At 36.0% G+C, this 20,102-nt stretch carries 21 protein-coding genes, 1 pseudogene and 1 riboswitch; of the genes and pseudogenes, 9 read left to right on the forward strand and 13 right to left on the reverse strand.

Annotation, left to right across the window (positions count from 1 at the left end):
• Positions 1-82: 82 nt before the first annotated feature.
• Positions 83-868, reverse strand: coding sequence for a hypothetical protein (locus H5J24_RS09675; protein WP_068943357.1), 786 nt, complete (start codon positions 866-868; stop codon positions 83-85).
• Between the two features lie 262 nt (positions 869-1,130).
• Positions 1,131-2,624, reverse strand: coding sequence for a BspA family leucine-rich repeat surface protein (locus H5J24_RS09680; protein WP_068943356.1), 1,494 nt, complete (start codon positions 2,622-2,624; stop codon positions 1,131-1,133).
• A 403-nt stretch (positions 2,625-3,027) separates the two neighbouring features.
• On the opposite strand from H5J24_RS09680, the gene H5J24_RS09685 reads away from it, so the two are divergent.
• Both H5J24_RS09685 and H5J24_RS09690 read left to right on the forward strand, forming a co-directional pair.
• Complete coding sequence (locus tag H5J24_RS09685; RefSeq protein WP_068943355.1) at positions 3,028-3,606, forward strand: Crp/Fnr family transcriptional regulator; 579 nt, start codon at positions 3,028-3,030, stop codon at positions 3,604-3,606.
• Positions 3,607-3,665: 59 nt separating this feature from the next.
• The gene (locus H5J24_RS09690) at positions 3,666-4,088 is read left to right on the forward strand and encodes a GNAT family N-acetyltransferase (RefSeq protein ID WP_068943354.1); all 423 of its coding nucleotides are present in this window, start codon (positions 3,666-3,668) and stop codon (positions 4,086-4,088) included.
• A 75-nt stretch (positions 4,089-4,163) separates the two neighbouring features.
• Here the strand turns inward: H5J24_RS09690 and H5J24_RS09695 are convergent, their stop codons facing one another.
• The 4 genes from H5J24_RS09695 to msrB all read right to left on the reverse strand — a co-directional run bounded on the left by H5J24_RS09695 (position 4,164) and on the right by msrB (position 7,007).
• Positions 4,164-4,979, reverse strand: coding sequence for a ferritin-like domain-containing protein (locus tag H5J24_RS09695; protein WP_068943353.1), 816 nt, complete (start codon positions 4,977-4,979; stop codon positions 4,164-4,166).
• Positions 4,980-5,005: 26 nt separating this feature from the next.
• On the reverse strand, positions 5,006-5,719 hold the full coding sequence (locus H5J24_RS09700; protein ID WP_068943352.1) for a ferritin-like domain-containing protein: 714 nt from the start codon (positions 5,717-5,719) through the stop codon (positions 5,006-5,008).
• 82 nt (positions 5,720-5,801) lie between these two features.
• On the reverse strand, positions 5,802-6,371 hold the full coding sequence (locus H5J24_RS09705; protein ID WP_068943351.1) for a fasciclin domain-containing protein: 570 nt from the start codon (positions 6,369-6,371) through the stop codon (positions 5,802-5,804).
• 120 nt (positions 6,372-6,491) lie between these two features.
• On the reverse strand, positions 6,492-7,007 hold the full coding sequence (msrB, locus tag H5J24_RS09710) for a peptide-methionine (R)-S-oxide reductase MsrB (RefSeq protein ID WP_068943350.1): 516 nt from the start codon (positions 7,005-7,007) through the stop codon (positions 6,492-6,494).
• A 90-nt stretch (positions 7,008-7,097) separates the two neighbouring features.
• Between msrB and H5J24_RS09715 the strand changes: the two genes are divergently transcribed.
• Together H5J24_RS09715 and H5J24_RS09720 are read left to right on the forward strand one after the other, a co-directional pair.
• Positions 7,098-7,667: an RNA polymerase sigma factor gene (locus H5J24_RS09715; protein WP_228407632.1), complete on the forward strand. Its 570-nt coding sequence runs from the start codon at positions 7,098-7,100 to the stop codon at positions 7,665-7,667.
• A 6-nt stretch (positions 7,668-7,673) separates the two neighbouring features.
• On the forward strand, positions 7,674-8,498 hold the full coding sequence (locus H5J24_RS09720) for an anti-sigma factor (RefSeq protein WP_068943349.1): 825 nt from the start codon (positions 7,674-7,676) through the stop codon (positions 8,496-8,498).
• Positions 8,499-8,605: 107 nt separating this feature from the next.
• On the opposite strand, the gene metE is transcribed toward H5J24_RS09720, so the two are convergent.
• Positions 8,606-10,909 (reverse strand): 5-methyltetrahydropteroyltriglutamate--homocysteine S-methyltransferase, encoded by a 2,304-nt coding sequence (gene metE, locus H5J24_RS09725; RefSeq protein WP_068943348.1) that lies wholly within the window; start codon positions 10,907-10,909, stop codon positions 8,606-8,608.
• A gap of 62 nt (positions 10,910-10,971) precedes the next feature.
• On the opposite strand from metE, the gene H5J24_RS25550 reads away from it, so the two are divergent.
• Both H5J24_RS25550 and H5J24_RS09730 read left to right on the forward strand, forming a co-directional pair.
• Positions 10,972-11,100: a hypothetical protein gene (locus H5J24_RS25550; protein ID WP_262495877.1), complete on the forward strand. Its 129-nt coding sequence runs from the start codon at positions 10,972-10,974 to the stop codon at positions 11,098-11,100.
• Positions 11,085-11,270, reverse strand: a riboswitch (cobalamin riboswitch). Its footprint overlaps the gene before it by 16 nt.
• 189 nt (positions 11,271-11,459) lie before the next feature.
• Positions 11,460-11,921 carry an Lrp/AsnC family transcriptional regulator gene (locus H5J24_RS09730; protein WP_068943347.1) on the forward strand — a complete coding sequence of 154 codons (462 nt, stop codon included), beginning with the start codon at positions 11,460-11,462 and terminating at the stop codon, positions 11,919-11,921.
• A gap of 125 nt (positions 11,922-12,046) precedes the next feature.
• Here the strand turns inward: H5J24_RS09730 and H5J24_RS09735 are convergent, their stop codons facing one another.
• Positions 12,047-12,331, reverse strand: coding sequence for a bacteriocin-like protein (locus tag H5J24_RS09735; RefSeq protein WP_068943346.1), 285 nt, complete (start codon positions 12,329-12,331; stop codon positions 12,047-12,049).
• Between the two features lie 437 nt (positions 12,332-12,768).
• On the opposite strand from H5J24_RS09735, the gene H5J24_RS09740 reads away from it, so the two are divergent.
• Positions 12,769-13,560 carry an XRE family transcriptional regulator gene (locus H5J24_RS09740; RefSeq protein WP_068943345.1) on the forward strand — a complete coding sequence of 264 codons (792 nt, stop codon included), beginning with the start codon at positions 12,769-12,771 and terminating at the stop codon, positions 13,558-13,560.
• Between the two features lie 105 nt (positions 13,561-13,665).
• On the opposite strand, the pseudogene H5J24_RS09745 reads toward H5J24_RS09740, so the two are convergent.
• The 3 genes and pseudogenes from H5J24_RS09745 to H5J24_RS09755 form a co-directional block, all read right to left on the reverse strand.
• Positions 13,666-15,059, reverse strand: a pseudogene (locus H5J24_RS09745) (alkaline phosphatase).
• 77 nt (positions 15,060-15,136) lie between these two features.
• Positions 15,137-16,336, reverse strand: a complete 1,200-nt coding sequence (locus H5J24_RS09750) for a GTP-binding protein (RefSeq protein ID WP_068943343.1) — start codon at positions 16,334-16,336, stop codon at positions 15,137-15,139.
• Between the two features lie 6 nt (positions 16,337-16,342).
• Positions 16,343-16,681, reverse strand: a complete 339-nt coding sequence (locus H5J24_RS09755) for a MerC domain-containing protein (protein ID WP_068943342.1) — start codon at positions 16,679-16,681, stop codon at positions 16,343-16,345.
• A 90-nt stretch (positions 16,682-16,771) separates the two neighbouring features.
• Between H5J24_RS09755 and H5J24_RS09760 the strand changes: the two genes are divergently transcribed.
• Positions 16,772-17,164: a Fur family transcriptional regulator gene (locus tag H5J24_RS09760; RefSeq protein ID WP_068943341.1), complete on the forward strand. Its 393-nt coding sequence runs from the start codon at positions 16,772-16,774 to the stop codon at positions 17,162-17,164.
• 20 nt (positions 17,165-17,184) lie between these two features.
• Here H5J24_RS09760 and H5J24_RS09765 read toward each other — a convergent pair whose 3' ends face one another.
• Positions 17,185-18,060, reverse strand: coding sequence for a helix-turn-helix domain-containing protein (locus H5J24_RS09765; protein WP_068943340.1), 876 nt, complete (start codon positions 18,058-18,060; stop codon positions 17,185-17,187).
• 146 nt (positions 18,061-18,206) lie between these two features.
• Between H5J24_RS09765 and H5J24_RS09770 the strand changes: the two genes are divergently transcribed.
• A complete protein-coding gene (locus H5J24_RS09770; RefSeq protein WP_068943339.1) occupies positions 18,207-19,475 on the forward strand; it encodes a M24 family metallopeptidase in 1,269 nt (422 codons plus the stop codon).
• Between the two features lie 76 nt (positions 19,476-19,551).
• Here H5J24_RS09770 and H5J24_RS09775 read toward each other — a convergent pair whose 3' ends face one another.
• Positions 19,552-20,034 (reverse strand): hypothetical protein, encoded by a 483-nt coding sequence (locus H5J24_RS09775; RefSeq protein WP_068943338.1) that lies wholly within the window; start codon positions 20,032-20,034, stop codon positions 19,552-19,554.
• Positions 20,035-20,102: the final 68 nt, after the last annotated feature.

Genomic DNA, 20,102 nt, shown 5'->3' on the forward strand with positions numbered 1-20,102 from the left:
ATTAATAAAAAATCACTCAGCTTTGGTTTGTGAGGGAATGTTCAACGAATAGAAATTGAGAAAGCTATATTAATTCATCATGCTAAGTAAACTCAAGCTCATCAAAATCCTTTATTTCAGATAATTTGATAAGTTTTTCGACCTTGATTGCTTCCCAGGTGTTTTTGTATTTAACTTCATAATGATCCCCATCATCCTCTTTATTTAAATTATCTTTGGTAAGTTTCTTTTTGGTAAGAAAATTAATACTCACTTCATATTGAGGTACTGGTCCTCTGCTTGAATAGGAATCATAACCAATGAGCTCCATATCCCCATTTTGATATCTAAAAGTGTACCCCCAGGATCCATACCTTCCATGTCCATAGTCAATATGTAAGTTTCCTTTTTCAATGCTTACACTTAGCTCAGGAGCAAAATATACGCCGCCATCCTCATTTTCAGACGAAAAGCAATTGTAATTTTTAGAAGCCAGCTCATAATAATTGCCTTTATTTAATAGTACAATAATACCTCTCCTGTTTCGGTCTAATTCACCGCGATTTTCATCTTTTATAACTTTACTTTTGTCTGTTCCTTTGATGATGAGTACAATGTCATCTAATCCGTCTTTGTTCAGGTCACCTTTTATTTCGTCCCAGCCTTCGGCTGAAACTCCCCCTTCATATTTATTGATGACATAACCTTCCGGAATAAAGTCACTTGGATTTTTCTTTCCTTCAATGTTTTGTGGAGAATTATTTATATCAATGTCATTTTCCTGAACTTTTTGAACTTCTGTGCTCTTGCCTTCTTTTGAATTCGGCTTTTCATTTTTACAAGATTGTAAAGCAAAAGAAAATGCCAGAAGTATAAAAACTTTTTTCATCGGTTTTTTATATTTTCAATTTTGCTTGGTTATTAATCGCTTATTTATTGACGAATATAAATATTTTTTATAATGTATGTAAGGAAAACTTGTAAGTAAGCACTATAAAAATCTGTAGTAAATATATTTTTTAAGCTTATACTGTACTCTCCTGTTGTTGAATGAATTGCGTGATTACTATCGTTAGTCTAAAAAGCCCCAAAGCAAGGCACTTTGGGGCTTAATTTAGATATCTAGTGTCGTCGTATTAAAGAATAATAGTTTATTTCTTAACTATTTTAGTGGAAATTGTATTGCCTTTTAACAAATAATTTCCTGATGGATATTCTGTTAGGTCAATACGGTTGTTTCCTTTATTTAAAATCATATTTTTAATGAGCTTACCTGTGATATCATATAAATAAACACTTTCGTTGGTAGCAGACTCAACGGTTACTACTCCTGTTGTTGGGTTTGGATAAGCTGGAATTTTAACTTGTTTTGTTGTTTCAGCGGTTGACAAATTTGAGTTGCAACTCGGATTATAAGAGTCTCCATTAATGGTAAACCCTTTGTTCGTCAATTGAGCTCTTGCCATAATAGCTTGCGGTGTAGAATAAGTTAATCCTGCCGCTTCTATGACTCCAATTGCGGATCCTAAGTTTGATAATGTAGGATTATTGCTGAGAGCAATTAGAAATTTATTATAATTAATGCATGATAAACCGGAATTGTTAAATCCGAAATACACATAGGCCGAAGGAACATTTTGAAACTTGATATTCCAGGTAGAAATATCCTGATTAAAAAGCGACGCCCCATTAAACATCATAAAACCATAAGCACCCCCAACTTTACTAACATCCCAGTTTCCAATAGGCTGATTAAATGATGATGCATTGGTAAACATTTGGTCAAAATTTACTACTTTACTGGTATTCCAATTATTAAGAGGCTGATTAAAGGATTTAGCATTGGAGAACATATAACGAAAGTTGGTCGCATTGCTTGTATTCCATGAATTTAATGGCTGGTTGAACGCTACCGCATCCTGGAACATTGAAATGAAATTGGTTCCGGACGAGGTATTCCAGGCAGAAATATTTTGATTAAAAGAAGATGCGTAAGAAAACATATCCCGAAAATCTGTTACTTTTGCCGTATTCCAGGTTCCAATAGGCTGATTAAACAATTTTGCTTTGCTAAACATACTGTTCATATTCGTAATGTTGCTTGTATTCCAGTTAGCAAATGAAGGGTTACCAATCAAAGACGGACAGTTAAGGAACATTTGTGATAAATTATTGATTTGTGTCAGATTAGGAACGTCTGTAGCGGTTACATCAAGGTTTGGACAGTTCGAAAAGCCTTGATCAAATTGCTGAAGCCAAATAATATCTCCCCACTGGCTTACCTCGAAGAGTTCTGGATTTCCACTGGCATTCATATAAGGGCTGCCTCTGAATCCATAAAATAATCCATTACCATTGGAAACTTTTACTCTGTAGGCTGCCTGGATAGGATTAGGATGTAAAGAAGTACCAAAAGAAATCGTCGTAAAATTACTGCTATTAGAAGTTACAGAAAGAGTTCCATGATGCTGCGGATACCCTACTTCTTCCCAGCTAATAGTATAGTTGGTTCCTGTACCGCCAAAAGATATCGAATTATCTATGGTTCCATTGATATTAGGTTTCCATAAAGTAATAAATTCGTTTTGTGCATAGGAAATGAAAAAAAGAAAAAGAAAAATGATTACTAGTTGTTTTTTGTACATAATTTAAAATAATAATTTTTAAGGTTAAAATTGGTTTTAATAAGATGATAACTTCCCGGGGTTCTGTATCTTATCTCTAATACAAAGATATAGACGCATAGCGACAGAACGTGTCGCATTAAAATTATTATGCATTATTTTTTTAATATTTTTCTTTAAAAGACTGGATTGTATATTGTTGATTATCAATAAAATGAAGACGATTGAGTAGTATGATTGCATAATTTCTCTTCAAATCAAAAAGACTTTTTCAAATAAAGCCTAACAACGCATAATTATCTGTGAAAATCTGTGCTCTCTGTGGTTAAAAAATCTATAAATATTTCATACCATTTAGTCCAAGTAAGATATTCTAGATAAAATGTATATTGTACTCTCCTATTCCTATGCTATTTTATAGATTATGCTGCTAGAAAAATTATTCAAAGAATTTAATGTAGATATTCATACATTCAATTCGGCTGATTCTGCACTTTTTGACCAATATTTTGAACGAATTCTGTTTAAAAAAAATACCTTTCTTATCCAAGAAGGTGAATTGGAGCAATACAGTTATTTTATTTTCAATGGAATAGCCAGATGCTGGACTTTAAATCACAAAGGGGAAGAACAAACCTTTTGGTTTTGTAAGGAAGGTTCATTTTCTTTATCCAATATCTCCTTTACGCTAAAGGAAAAATCTACTTTTAATGTTCAAACCCTTACAGAATGCGAAATTTATAGAATTGATCAGGAACAGGCAGCTCAGTTGTATGAAGCAATTCCTGCTTTAAAAGCTGTTTTTGATGACCTTACCGCCAGATTGCTGAATAAACTTTTAAACCGGAATATAGACCTGATAAAATATACTCCTGAGCAATATTATCTGGAAATGATGGCTGAATATGGAAATACTTTCAATGATATTCCTTTAAAGGATATTGCTTCGTATCTGGGAATTACTCCTCAGGCATTAAGCCGAATACGGAAACGGATTTTTTAACCCAGGTTCAGTGTTTACCATTAAGAAAATACGACTTTTGCTGCTCAATATTTACGATTATGATCAGAGAAATACATGAAACAGATTACCCTCAATTAATGAAAATATGGGAAAGTTCCGTGCTTAATACGCATGATTTTTTGAAAGAGGAAGATTTTAAGTATTATAAAAAAGAGATTCCTGGCTATTTTGAACACGTTAGTCTACTCGGATTTGAGGAAGAAGGTACCTTAGTTGGATTTATGGGAGTAGCTGAAGGAAATCTTGAAATGCTGTTCATTCATAATGATCACCGTGGCAAAGGGATTGGTAAGAAGCTGATTCAGTATGGAATTGATCATTTAAAAGTGACCAAAGTAGACGTGAATGAACAAAATGAACAGGGGGTTGGTTTTTATAAGCATATTGGATTTAAAGTGCTGAATAGATCAGCATTAGATGATCAGGGTAAAGAATACCCTATTTTACATATGGAATTATAATCTTACATAGCAAAAGCATCCGTCCGGATGCTTTTGAATTTCATAATATAGATATGTTTATACCTCTCGTGATTGCTATACAATAAATAACGATGCAATGGCCTGTGCATCACTTCCACTTAATGTCTCATCATATGCCGCAGACCCAGCCGCTGCTCCAAATGCAGTTCCGGTATTGTACCCTGCCTGATTAACATTATCTTCTCCTGCGTATACAGGATCAGTTGCTGAAGGCATATTTCCTCCGTTAGCAAGCTCAATCCAGCCTTTATTGGCTCTCATTCTTCTTACCTGCGAGGCATGTCTTGCTTCCACAGAATGAATTTGTAATGCAGCTTGAAGGACAACCTTATTTGACATTACGTTTCCAGCCTGTCCTTTATAGGCTCTTACCCCGGTATCTTCGAAAGCCTGTGCCAGAATCAGAAATTGATTGTAATCGGTAAATGGAGAAAAATTTCCATTAGCGGTAAAATCAAACGTAGGTTTAGATCCTGGCGTAGAGCCTAAGGAAGTAAGTGTACTTTTGAGAAAACTAACATGGGCTGATTCATGCTTGGAAATTTGCATAAACACTGTTCTGTCTGCATTGGGAATTAAACCTGCTGTGGATAATCCTATAGCATAATATTCATTTTCAAGATATTCAAGCACTAAAGCGAGCTGTAAAGCATCCGTTAAAGTACTTTTAAGGGCAGTTCCTGTCATTGTGGCATGGGGTGTTTCTGCTTTTGCAGGAGCCGTCATGAGTGCACCTAGTCCAAGGGGAACAGCTGCTGTAGCTGCTTTTTTTCCAAATAATGATAGATTGGTAATCGTTTCTAATCGGGAAGCTTCCGTTGTGAAAAATTTATCATGAGAAAGCTTATCTAGTAGTCTAAGAATGTTCATAATACAAGTTTTTGAAGATGAATAATTTAATTAATACCTCTTTCTTTCCATGTAAAGCGGGTTTTGATAAATCCTCCTGCTGCCGCTACAATATCTTTCGGCTCTTTAGCAAGATCGAGACCATTAGCATCGATCACATCGTCCCCTGAAAAGTCAGCAGACCCCGGATTGATAAGATTCCTGATAGCAGAGGCATGTCTGGCTTCTACAGAAACTATTTTTCCTGCAATAACAAGATAAGCGGCATTAGTAATATATTTTCCAGCGCCATTATAGGCTGCCACTCCAGTATCTTCCAGTGCTTTAGCTGTTGCTAATACAGAGTTTCTGTCATTAAAATTCACATTAGGATATTGAAAATCAAGTTTCGGAAGTACATTTTGAGTAGCACCGGTGATGGCTGCCTTAAAAAAGTCCCGATGGATTACTTCGTGATGGTAAAGATCCGTAAAAACTTCTTTTTCAATACTGGAAATCCCGCTGTAAAAATTGTTTACAACTTTGGTGTAAAAATCGGCTTCCAGCTGCTCCAGAGCGTAAGCATAGTTTAAGACTCCTACATCGCCAGATCCTAAATCAAAGATCTGACTGTCATTTATCATCTGAAAATCATCATCATCATTACATCCTATCATCGTAAGGCCGGCAATTGCCAGTCCCACTCCACCTAATTTTAAAAAATTTCTTCTGCTGGTATCCAGCGTCGCTCCCTGATTAGAAACATGAATTGTATTTTTCATAATATTAATCTTTAAAGTGTTTGATTACATGATAAAAAGAAGAAAAACAGCACTAAAATGCTGTTTTAGATTCTGCTGTTTTCTACGGCATTAAAACCGTATCAATGACATGAATGACGCCATTGGATTGATTTACATCTGCAATAGTTACTTTGGCACTGTTCCCTTTTGCATCTTTTATATAAAGATCTTTTCCTTTTGTCCAGAAAGTAAGTTCTTCGCCTTGTACGGTTTTCATCATACTTTTGCCATTTCCAGCTTTTACGGCAGCCCAGATCTCTTTAGCGCTGTATTTTCCTGGTAAGACATGATAGGTCAATATACTTGTAAGCATCGCTTTATTTTCAGGCTTTACAAGAGTTTCTACTGTTCCTTTCGGAAGTTTTGCAAATGCAGCATCAGTAGGAGCCAATACAGTAAATGGGCCTTTTCCTTCTAATGTTTCTACTAATCCTGCTGCTTTTACGGCTGCTACTAAAGTTTTGTGATCTTTAGAGTTTACAGCATTTTCAATAATGTTTTTGGAAGGATACATAGGAGCTCCTCCTACCATTACTGTTTTTTCTTTCATCATTTGTGCATTTACCTTTCCACTGAAAGCAAATGATAAAGCTACCATTGCTAAAACTGTGATGTGTGTTCGTGTGTTCATTGTAATATTTTTTTAAATTAATTGTAGTTAATTTGTGCTTTTAATGTCATTTACGAGCTTGGTTGTATTTTAGATTGAAAAAAAAATGAAATTTTATTTAACTTATTGTAATTCAGTGTATTAATTTTTAATCGGAATAAAATCAAGACAGATCGAGTTCATGCAGAATCGTTTTCCTGTTGGTTTTGGGCCATCTTCGAAGATATGTCCCAAATGAGAACCACATCTTCCGCATAGAACTTCCCTTCGGACCATATTGTAAGAAGTATCTTTCCTGTAGATAACACTGTTTTTACGGATTGGTTGATAAAATGAAGGCCAGCCGCAAGTGGTCGCAAACTTTGAAGTGGAAAGAAACAATGGATTTCCACATACTGCACAGTAATAAGTTCCTTTTTCATCAAGCTCATAATATTTTCCTGTAAATGCTGTTTCTGTAGCTCCTTCTCTGGCAACCTCATAGAGTTCGGGTTTTAAAATCTTTTTCCATTCAGAATTACTTACTTTCAACAGGTTTACTGCAGTATGAGAGTAATAAGGATTTCTGATTTTAAAATGATCTGTCTGCGCTTTATAAGTTTCTGTTGATAAGACAATACAACAGATTAATACTGTTTTTGATATTAAGTTCTTCATATTTAATATTTTTTAAATATTTTCTTAGAACTACATACGATGTAAAAGATTTTCCGGATTTTATTGGATATTTGTTTTATTTTATTACATTTGGATAGAAAAATAATTACTATTAAAACAACCTATTCTGAAGAAGAACTTATCGTTTTACTAAAAGAAAGAAACGAAAATGGTTTTCATTATCTGTATGACCACTATTCCGGTGCGTTGTATGGTATTGTTCTTCGTATTGTTCAGTCTAAAGAATACACTGAAGAAGTCATTCAGGATGTTTTTGTTAAAATATGGAATTCTATTCATCAATATGATGCCTCTAAAGGAAGGTTTTATACTTGGATGATTAATATTGCACGCAATACTGCTATCGATTATCTAAAATCTAAAGGATTCCAGAACGAACTTAAAAACCAATCACTTCCCGATTTCGTATATAACACTACAGAGCTTTCAACGGTCAACAACTCATCAGACTATATTGGGTTTAACAACGTGCTTGAGAATCTGGAAGTGGACAAACAAGAACTTATTAATCTTGCTTATTATCAGGGATATACCCAACATGAAATATCCGAGAAACTGAAGATACCGCTGGGAACGGTAAAAACGAAGATGCGAAATGCATTGATGAAATTAAAAGATTTGCTAAAAGACTATCAATAAATTAAATTGAACACTAAAGAATACATATCGTCCGGAATTATAGAATCTTATATTCTAGGCCATGCTTCTCCTGAGGAAGCGGGGATTTTGGAGTGTGTGATGAAGAATAATGCTGAAGTAAAAGCTGCTTTTGAAGAGGCACAAATAACTTTGGAACATCTTGCTACAGCTCAGGCTGTAACACCTCCAAGTGATCTGAAATCTAAAATCTGGAATAAAATTCAACAGGAACAGTCTCCTGTTGTGGACGTAAAACCGTCCATTTCTATAGAGACTCAGGAAACTAATGATGACAGAGATATCAAAAATCCGGAACAGATACAAGGGAAAATAAACTGGAAAGCTTTTGCCGTTGCAGCATCTGCTTTATTCCTTATCAGTATTGCCGGGAATCTATTTTGGATGAATAGTCAGTCTGCAACAAAACAAGAAATGACAAAATTGGCAGCAGAAAAACAATCTCAGGATGCTGCTATGGAAAAGATGGATAGAAAACTGGGTATGTTTTCCAATCCTGATATGCAAATGGTGATGCTCAAAGGAGTAGAAAAGCACCAGGATGCCAAGGCCATGGTTTTCTGGGATAAAAAAACAAAAAAAGTGTATCTTAATGGTGAACATCTTCCTAAAGCACCAACGGGAATGCAATACCAGCTTTGGGCTCTTGAAGATGGAAAACCGGTAAATGCAGGTATGTATACTGAAGACAAAGACAGTAAGACTGCTTTGGCTACCATTTCAAAAGCACAGGCTTTTGCTATTACTCTTGAAAAACAAGGCGGAAGCCCGGTTCCTACTATGGAAAATATGTACGTAATGGGAGGAATCTAAAGGTAATAACAGATTGAATTTGTGAATGTTTTCACGCTTGAAATAATTTTAAAAAATAAAAGCATCCGAGGCGGATGCTTTTTGATTTTCTATGCGGGTGAAATATTTTAAGAGGCATATTCTAAAGATGCTTCTTTAGCAGCAGCAACCATAGCAATTAAAGCCTTTTCCGTTTCTTCCCAATGTCTGGTTTTTAAACCACAATCCGGATTGACCCAAAGTTGATTCGAAGGAATGACATCCTGAGCCTTTTTCAGCAGTTCAATCATTTCTTCCTTGGAAGGAACTCTTGGTGAATGAATATCATACACACCCGGACCGATCTCATTAGGATATTTGAAGTCTGCGAAAGCATGTAAAAGTTCCATTTGAGACCTTGAACATTCTATTGTAATCACATCAGCATCCATATCTGCAATGTTTTTAATGATATCATTAAATTCTGAATAACACATATGGGTATGGATTTGGGTAGCATCTTCTACTCCACTTGCTGAGATTTTAAATGCTTCTACTGCCCATTTCAGATAATTTTGCCAGTCTGTTTTTCTCAATGGTAGCCCTTCACGAATAGCAGGTTCATCAATCTGAATAATTCTGATCCCTGCTTTTTCAAGATCCTGAACTTCATCACGGATTGCCAGGGCAATTTGTTTACAGGTTTCGGAACGAGGCTGATCGTCACGTACAAATGACCATTGTAAAATAGTTACAGGCCCTGTCAGCATTCCTTTTACCCATTGATTGGTTTGAGACTGCGCATACTGAGACCAGTATACAGTCATTGGCTCAGGCCTGGAAACATCTCCAAAAATGATCGGTGGTTTTACGCAACGGCTTCCGTAGCTTTGTACCCAGCCGTTTTTAGTAAAAGTAAATCCTTGCAATTGCTCTCCAAAATATTCCACCATATCATTACGCTCGTATTCTCCGTGAACCAGAACATCAATTCCGATGTCTTCCTGCCAGCGGATGGTTCTCTGGGTTTCCTCTTTTAATAAAGTATCATATTGTTCTGCAGTTAGTTCTCCTTTTTTGAATTTGGCTCTCCAGGTTCTTACTTCGGCAGTCTGTGGAAATGATCCGATGGTTGTTGTTGGAAATAATGGAAGCTGTAATGCCTTTTGTTGTGCTTCCTTACGGATACTGAATGGGTTTTTCCTCTGTGAGTCCTTCTCTGTTACAGAGCTTGCTCTTTGTTTTACGCTTTCATTATGGATCAGCGAAGATGTTCTTCTATCTGAAGCCGCTTTTTTGTTATCCTCAAAATCCTGTAGAATAGCTGGGTCTGAAGTTCCTGCAGCGAGCTCTTTAAGTGTTACTACCTCTTTTACCTTTTGTTTAGCAAAAGAAAGCCAGTTTTTAATTTCGGTATGAAGACCGTTTTCAACATCTAAATCACATGGTGAGTGCAGCAAAGAACATGACGGAGCGATGAAAACTCTTTCAGATCCCAGTTTTTCAGTTGCTTTTTTAATAAAGGACAAAGATTTTTCATAATCATTTTTCCAGATGTTTCTTCCATCTACAACTCCTATTGATAAGCTCAGGCTCTCAGGAATAGAATTGAGAACGTCTTCAAGCTGTTCAGGATTTCTTGCCAGATCAATATGCAGAACATTTACAGGAAGTGAAGAAGCAAGAGACGCATTGTTCTTTAAGCCTTCAAAATAAGTGGTTACAATAAACTTAAGCTTTGGAAACAATCTTCTAAGTTCAGCATAGACAAAAGTATAAGCTTCTTTTGCTTTTTCAGTAAGGTCTAAGGCTAAGAAAGGTTCATCAAACTGAATCCATTCAGCACCCTGGTTTTGTAGTTTTGATAAGATCTCAATATAAACAGGAAGAAGATGATGGGCAAGATCCAGCTTATCAAATCCTTCTTCTTTTTCCTTTCCTAAAAGTAAATAAGAAACCAGACCAATAATTACAGGTTTTGCATTAATTCCTGCCTGCTTAGCCCCTGCAAATTCATTGAATATTTTATCTGAGGTAAGTTTAAATTGCTGGTTTTTATAAAATTCAGGAACAATATAATGGTAATTGGTATCAAACCATTTAGTCATTTCCATAGCGGTGATATCCAATCCTTCTTTCTGATAGCCTCTTGCCATCGCAAAATAAAGATCCAGTTCAGAATTGTTCTTTTTAAGCGCTACTTCATGATATCGTGTAGGAATAGCTCCTACCACCAGGCTCATATCCAATACCTGATCGTAATAAGAGAAATCATTACACGGAATAAGGTCTATCCCTGCTTCTTTCTGTAGATTCCAGTTTTGGCTGCAGATGGTTCTTCCTGCTGTAAGAAGTTCTTCCAAAACGATTTTACCTGACCAATACTGTTCGCAGGCCTTTTTAAGTTCTCTTTTGCTACCAATACGCGGATAGCCCAGAATGTGAGTTTGCATTTTTACAAATTTTAGATTACACTTATTTTCAATGCTCTTTGAAATGCTTCGGAATGCTTTGTATGGATAAGAAAATGTTTGAAATCATTGATATAGACAGATTGTACAATTCTCCCAAGGGAAAATGTACTGCCAATATCATCTGTATGACCCAAAAGCTTCAAACCGCGAAAGCATCGTCCATTCAGTAAAGGCAGGTCTCCTGACTTGTAACGGTTTCCGTCATCCTTCCCGCTTTTGGCAGTGGATATCCAAGGACAGAAACCTTTGGTGTGTTACTTACAGTTGCGCGACAGCTCGTGATTCTCACACGATTCCCTATTAATCTACCTTAAGTAAAACCTTTCCTGTTTGATGAAGATTGTAAAGAACGAATCTATTATCAATAATAAGTTTAATAATAGATTTTAATTTTGTGTAAAATTATTAAAACAGAATATATAATCAATTATGTAGGATTTATTCGGTTAAAATTGCTTTTATATTCTTTTTTTAAAGAATATAATTCTGTAAATTTGACTGATTTTAAACCCTAAAAGAATAATATTCTGTGGAACAACTAGATGATAAGGATATAAAACTGCTGAAACTGCTTCAGAATAATGCAAAACTAACCGTTAAAGAACTTGCTAAGGAAATTAACCTGTCTCCTTCACCTGTTTTTGAGAGAGTAAAAAGGCTTGAACAGGAAGGTTTTGTGAAGAGATATGCGGCAGTACTGGATGCTGAAAAGCTTAACCGTGGATTTACGGTATTCTGCCAGATTAAATTAAAGATTCATGACCGTTCTGTGGGCTATGATTTTGTAAAAGAAATTATGGAAATTTCGGAAGTGGCAGAATGCTACAATATTTCCGGCGATTTTGATTTCCTGCTGAAAGTTCAGGTTCGGGATATGAAACATTATCAGGACTTTGTGTTCAATAAGCTTGGATCTGTAGATTCTATCGGCAGTACCCACAGTACATTTGTAATGGCTGAAGTCAAGAATAATCATGGGTTGACTTTATAGAACTGCTTTTATTGAAAATGATCAGGTTTCAAAAATCTGTTAGGTTTAATATGCTTTATTCAGGAAATATAAAAGCCGCTCTTTTCAGAGCGGCATACTTTTTTAACTTTTAATGGAGCTGCTGATTAGCAAGTAGAACCACACTCTAATAATTTGATGTGGATTACACCATTAACTACACACTGTGTTTGGCATAAAGCGTTTCCTACAACGGTACCTACACCGCCGATAACACCACCTACTGTAGAACCTACACCGCCGATAACACCACCAACGATAGTACCTACTCCTCCGACAACGCCACCAACAACGCCACCTAGACCTCCTAATAAGTTTCCGATTGGATCAAGTAATCCTTCTCCTGAAATAGATTTTAGTTCGTTTCTGTCTAGTTTTTTGAAATTTTTCATGATTAAAATTTTATATGATTAATACATCACAAATATATGATAAATAATAATAAACTCATATTGTTTTCAAAAAAATAATTAAACATTTTTATTATTTAATATTTCGTTAATATAAATGTATAATAATATGAAAATCGTTTTTATCTTGTATCTGTTTGATTTACTAAATTTTAAAAAACATATTTCAAATTTTAAATATTGGAGTTAATATTTTAAAGGTAAATGAAGTTTTTTATGGTTAATATTTAAAATTTGTTAAAATGAGGTTTTAGAGAGTAAAATCTAACGATAAAACAGGAAAAAATAAGGGTGTTATTAACCCGTTTTCACCGCTTTAGTTAAGAAATTATAAAATTCTCCAAATTTTATGGTAAAAGGCCTTTCTATTATTGATAAGAGAAGGCAAAATTCGTATTTTTGTGGACATACTTCTATCAATGTCAATTTTTTCAAATAATATACGCTCTCTAAGAGCCAAGAGAAAACTTTCTCAACAAAATGTAGCTGATGACCTTACGATATCCCGGGTGAGATATTCTAAATATGAGAATGGGATTTCAGAACCTCCTATTGAGCTTCTAATCAAAATTTCAAAGTATTTTCACGTCAGTATAGATCTTTTATTGTCTGTAGATCTTCAGAAATATTCAACAGAAGATATGCTGAAACTTCCGGACAATAGAATTGTTCTTCCTGTAGCAGTGGATGATCTTGGCAATGATACCATAGAAATTATTCCTCAGAAAGCCTCTATGGGGTATTTGGAAGGATATAGTGATGTTGGATATATTGAAAGTCTCCAGCGTATTGCCCTGCCCTTTTTGAATAATGGAAAATACAGAGCATTTCCGGCAGACGGAGACTCAATGCCGCCATTCAGAAACGGTTCTTATATTGTAGGAAAATATGTAGAGGGAATTGATGAATTGAAACCGGGAAAAACTTATGTTTTCATTACCCAAAATGATGGGATTACTTATAAGCGTTTTAAAGAAAATAAAGGAAATGCGATTTGTGTAACTGCGGATAATTCTTTCTATGAACCTTATGATATTCCGTTTGAGGATATTGTAGAGATCTGGCAATATGCTTCAGGTATTTTCCCGGAAGATTTTGAACCGGGAGATTATGAAAGTTACAATTTCAAAGAAATGTTCAGGGAGTTGAGACAGGATATCAAAGAATTGGATAAAAAGGTTTCTACACGCCGTAGAAAGTCTTCACAATAAAAACGGGATATTACATTTCGCGGTACAAAATAAACAGGCTCTCCAAATGATTTGAAGAGCCTGTTTTAAAACCAAATAAAAATATGATATGAAAACACGTTTTGTTTATAAAGGAACTGCATTCAGCATAAGGTGATGCAGGTCCGTATTTTTAATGTAAGGCTGTAACAACTGGCTTCCAGGTCCATAAGCAGCTACTTCTGCATAATCTCCTGAGTGATCCATACTGATCCAGCCTACAGCATTCCTACTTTTTTGAATTTCTGAATACAGTTTGAACGGTAATTTTTTATAATTATAAAGTCCTTCTTCTTTTTCAAGCCCATTGTAAAAACTTTGCAAATGTTTGGCTTCATCATCACTTAAAACAAGCTTGTTAGCTTCAAATATCCAGTCTTTAATATCTTTAGCAGAATGATCTTTATGAATTTTATTCAGAATATATTCATTGGTATACTGATAGTTTGAAATGCTATTGAAATTCTTAGTGGCATCAGCTCCATAAATGGTTCCTGGATTGGCATTTCCGTGATCTGTAGTGATAATGACTAAAGTATTTCCATCTTTTTCAGCAAAGTCCATTACGGTCTTTACAGCTTCATCAAATGCCAGCTGATCATGAAGCAATGCGGCTATATCATTGGCATGAGCGGCCCAGTCTACTTTCCCGCCTTCTATCTGAAGAACAAAACCTTCCGGATGTTCTTTCATCTGTTCAATAGCAGCATCTGCCATCTCTGCTAAAGTAGGGGTAGTCTTTAATTCAGGAAGATGGGCTCTGTCAATACTGTAAGGCAAAGCTCCTGTAGTGAAGATTCCTAAAACTTTCTCTCCCTTTTTAATTGTTTTCAGATCTGATCGATCTTTAAGAATCTGATAATTCTTTTTCTATAGGCAGAATAGAGATCTTTTTGATCTTCTCTTTTTAATGGATTAAAAAACTCATCTCCTCCTCCCATCAGAACATCTATTCCCAGCTCTGCATACATTTCAGCAATTTGGGGCTCAGCATTTCTTTTTGAGGAATTCACACAAAATCCCGCAGGTGTAGCGTGGGTAACAGTAACAGTTGTAACGCAGCCCACCTTTTTTCCTGCTTTTTTATATTTCTGCCATATTGGAACATGGCTTTCACCATTAGCCCCCATATTTAATACTCCGTTCTGCACTCTTATTCCGCCTCCAAAAGCTGAACTGGCTGCTGCGGAGTCTGTAACAATTGAGCTTGCAGAAGCTGTATCCATTAATGCCCGTGAAACTTTTTTGTGATGATATAAACTGAGCCAATGGCTATCTTTCCCCAATATATTTCTTGAATAAAGATCGGCCATTGAAAGAGTTCCCAGGCTCATTCCATCACTGATCATGAATATAATGTTTTTGGCTTTACCGTTTTCATGAGATTCAATATTCCTCCTGGAGCTCCAAACTTCAGATGGTGATAAGGATAATAAACCTGACAGCAATGCTGAACCTTTTAAAAATTTTCTTCTATCCATATATTGTATCAATAAAGCACTAAATTATTACATATTTTCAATTAATGAAACTTAGTTGCGTTAATTGAAAGTTAATTTTAGATATGTTCAGGAAAAGGGTCTTCAAAATTTGCTTTTCTATCGAATAATTCTTTTTCATAGTCATTGATTAAGCAATCTGTAAGGTCCTGTAAGATTTGCTCCTTGTTGAGATGTTGACCGATAAAGACCAATTCATTAATTCTGTCACCCCAGTTTTTATCCCATCTGCTCTCAATAAATTCCTGATTTTCTAAAAAAGAAGGATATTGTACCCTATGGCTCATTGGCATACTGCTCCACCAGACTCCTGCTTTCTCCAAACGAAATGAACCCCCTGCCTGAGAAAAGTTAAGGGCATCGCTGGATCTGGAAGCTAGCCAGAAAAGTCCTTTGGCTCTTAATATGCCTTCAGGATACTGATTAAGATACTCCCATAACCTTTCCGGATGAAATGGACGTTTGTTTCTGAATACCACAGAGCTTATTCCATATTCTTCTGTTTCAGGGGTATGATGTTCGGATTGCAGTTCTTTTTGCCAGCCTGCAGAATGTTGGGCTTTATCAAAATCAAAAAGTTTCGTGTTTAAGATCTGTTTTGGATCAATTTTACCGAATTCTGATTCCAGGATACTGGCTTCCGGGTTGAGTTTTTTAATAGCAGATTTCAAAAATCCAAGCGTTTCCGGATCAATCAGATCGGCTTTATTTAGAATAATGACATTGGCAAACTCAATCTGGTCCGTAAGAAGGTTGACAATGGTACGGTAATCTCCGTCAATATCAGTAAGGCTGCGATCCATTAATCGTTCATTCGAAGCGAAATCTTTCATGAAATTGAAACTGTCCACTACAGTTACCATAGTATCTACATAGCTGAAACGGGAAAGGTCTATTCCGCTTTCTTCATCTATATACGTGAAGGTTTGTGCTACAGGAATAGGTTCACTGATGCCGGTGCTTTCAATTAAAAGATAGTCGAAACGATCCTCATGCGCCAAGCGTTCCACTTCTATCATAAGATCTTCTCTTAAGGTACAGCAGATGCATCCATTGCTCATTTCAACCAGCTTTTCTTCTGTTCTTGAAAGGGTATTCTGATTTTCAACCAATCGGGCGTCAATATTAACTTCACTCATATCATTAACAATGACTGCTACTTTTAAGCCTTGTTTATTATGCAGAATATGGTTTAGTAAAGTTGTTTTTCCAGCCCCTAAAAAACCGCTGAGTACTGTTACAGGGAGTTTCTTTTTCATACCTTCTTAATGTTTATGATTTTTAAAGTTGATAAGATGTGCTGTAATCAGTCCTGCTGCACCTGCATAGATGAAGGGCAAATGAATTTCAAACAGAAAGTCAATCAATATTGAAATAGCAATGCATCCAATGGAAGCCCAGAATAAAATTCGTAACCAATTATTGGTCATATGTCTTGTTTGCCTGTATACCACAAAGGTTCCGATAATAAGGAATGCAAGGTCGATATAAGGATTATGTGATATCCCTAAAGGAATAATAAGCAACAAAGGGAAAATAATACAATGAACCAGGCACAGAACGACGGCTGATATTCCTACTGCATCAAGAATTTTTGACTTCATAAAAAGATTAGGATTTAAAATTGTTATTGTAACTTTGTTGCAAATGTATATATAAAAAATCAAATAACGCAACTTTGTTGCATTAAAAATATGAAACAGGTTAGAAATACCCACGCCAAAACTGAAATTTTAAACCTTATTAATGGCTCTGAGGTAGCATTGAGTCATTCTGATATTCAGAAGAAATTAGGAGAGCTATGTAATAGAGTTACGATTTACAGGGTTTTAGAACGTCTTGAAAATGAGGGAGCTATTCACAGGATTGTTAATGTGGATGGTGTCGTAAATTTTGCGAAATGCAGTGGAAAATGTAGTCATGAACAACATTTTCATAATCATGTGCATTTTAACTGTAAAAAATGCCATTCAGTGACATGTATTGAGAATGCAATCCCTGAAATTAGCTTACCGGAGCATTTTATTGCGGAAGAATATAACTTTATTATTAGCGGAGTGTGCCCAAAATGTACGATAAAGGCATAAATAAGCTTCCAGATTCATTTTTAATTTCCTCTGTAAGCAGAAGGCGTCATACCGGTGTATCGTTTGAAAAACCGACAAAAGAGGGATGATTCAGCAAAATTTAGTACATCAGTAATTTCCATGACTGAAAGATTGGTTGTTTTCAATAAAGATTTAGATTGTGCTATAACTGCTTCATTGATCCAAATCAGGATAGACTTCCCTGTCTGTTTACGGATTATTGTTGTCAAATATTTACTGGTAAGATGCATTTTCTGTGCATAAAAGGAAACGCTTCTTTCTTCTTTATGATGCTGATATAATAAATCAAAAAAAATAGTAGTTAATTCTGCTGCCCTTGTATGTTTTTGAACCTGTTCATTATTCGTATTATATACATCTTTTATTTCTGCTAAAAGAGCTAATAAGAGGAACTGAAGTATATCTGTCTTACTCCTGCTTTCTTCTCTATGATAATGCATAGAAATATTTGTATGATGTTGGCTAAAGATTTCAAAACCGGTATTATTCAGCCTGATACATGGTAGTTGTCTTATTTCATGGAAAAGCATGTAGTTATTGGAAAGAGAATTGCTGGAAATACAATCAGGATCGAAAAAAATAGTATCTATATGCAGATCTTCTGATATTTCTATCGGCTCCATCATAGAACCGGGAAGTACAACCATCAGGGTATGGGGTTCCAACAATCTTTTCTGAAAATTTATTTTCAGTTCTGCTCTTCCTTTGATACAGATGGCACAGATAAAACCATTAACAGTATGTGGATAATTTGTTAATCCCTTTCGTACAGAATCTTCTGCTCTGTTTACCACAATTCCTTCTACATTTTGTAATCCTATCTTCTCAGATACATAAGGTATACTGTAACTTTCAACATCTTCCATGGTTTTCATCCTGTAAATTAAATTTAAGATAAACAAGATACTTATTTTTTAGCAAAACAAACGTATTGCACATTTATTATTCTTTTGGGATAATATCCTTCGCTCACCGATCTGCTTACTTTGCATCAGCTTTAATAATTAATAAAGAATGAGTTATGAAAACAAAGATGGAAATACCATTACCTCTATCGTTAAAAGAGCGTGACCGTCGTTGGGATATTGCACGCACTATCATGAGAAAAAATGAACTGGACACTCTTGTTATCTATGGAGACAGAGAATCTGCAGCACCAGCTCCGTTTTGTATTGATCATTATTTTACCAATGACAGACTTGGATCTGTGGTGATATTTCACAAAGAAGAAAAGCCAATTGTTGTAACTTTTGCTTCAATGATGGTGGCCGACCATATGCAGGCTTCCCATCGTGGAGATCAGCAATGGATTGAGCCTGAGCAAATCTATGTTGGTAAAACCGGAGCCGGTATTGGAAATATCCTTAAAAAGATGGGACTTTCAAATACACCCAGGATAGGGATCATCGGTTTGGAGCCTTATCCACCCTTCTATTTTGACGGAGCACTTCCCTATCGCACTTGGAAAGGCATCATGGAAGCCTTTCCAAACGCCGAATTAAAGCCTGTATATATGGATTTTTTCAAACTGACTGCTCCCAAAAGTGATGAAGAACTGGCTTTAATCAGACATGCGGCCCACATCGGGGAAGCAATGAGTGAAGCGATGCGAATGACAATTAAGCCTGGAGTAAGTGAAGCTGAAGTAGCTGCAGTGATTACTTCGACCTGTATTTCAATGGGCGGATTTACGGCTGAAATATTAATGGGGTCAGGACCTGAATATATTGGCTGGGGGCCGCCGGCTTGGCAATACCGGTCACAACCTCCTAGAATCATTAAAGAAGGAGATATTGTTTTGTCTGAGATCTTTGCGCTGTATGGAATGTATGAAACTCAGCATCAGGCCGCAGTAGCAGTTGGAAATATACATCCGGATCTTGAACGTGCAGCTCTTGTTGCCCGCGAGTGTTATGAAGCAGGTGTTGATGTTTTGAAATCGGGAAAAACATTTGGAGAAGTTGTTGATGTCATGGAAAAACCACTTTTAGAAGCTGGTGGATGGCATGTACATCCTTTGATACATAGTATAAACCCTTATGGCCCAATTGGATTTGGAACCGCTCCGGGAATTGAAAAATTGCCACAAGCTGCCCGATACGGAAATGTTGGTAGACTGCCTAACCCTGGTAGAGATTTAGTCCTACAGGAAGGGATGTGCTTTGCCTTTGAACCCAATTGTGCTTTTGGAAATCATCTTGCCAATATCGGCGGAACTGTAATTGTTGGCAGTGACAGAGGGATTGAACTCAATACCAACTCTACTCATCTGATGAGGGCAGAATATTAATAATAGAAATATATTTGTAGACCATAAAAAAGCCTCCTTAAAGTTGTTTTAAGGAGGCTTTATTTTTTTATATCCGCTATAAAGGAGAGATATACACTTCTATTTTAGTTCCATCATAGTTGAACGTTCCATCGGAATTAATTTTCCCAAGGACCCATTTCATATCTACCGGAACAGACCATGCAGAGCCTAAGGCAAATCCGTTAACAGATCTGATTTCATTACCGTTTCCTGTGGTAATTGCTGAATGAAACCATGTTTTGTCGATAGGTCTGTAGAAACCAATAGCTTTTCCTTTAGCAATAGGAGAATATCCATCCCATTTTTTTCCTCCGGTATAGTTGAAGGTTTCTAACCATTTCTGACCTGCTGAACCTGCTAATTGATCAGGACTGATGCTGGCTCCTCTCATGTAAAGGGCATAAGCAACCACATCGTGGCATACCCCATTACTGTATTTTGAAATATTTTCTGCTCCTGAAAGAACGGCGTGTGCAACGGGTGCCCTTTCGGATAAAGATAACTGAGCCTTCCTGGCTCCTTCTGCTGTTACTGACATATTAAGAATATTTTGTTTGGTTATTGTAAAGATAGTCTTTTTTATCCAAACGACATTTTCTAGGCATC

Source organism: Chryseobacterium capnotolerans (assembly GCF_021278965.1).
In the GTDB taxonomy this organism is placed as follows: Bacteria; Bacteroidota; Bacteroidia; order Flavobacteriales; family Weeksellaceae; genus Chryseobacterium; species Chryseobacterium capnotolerans.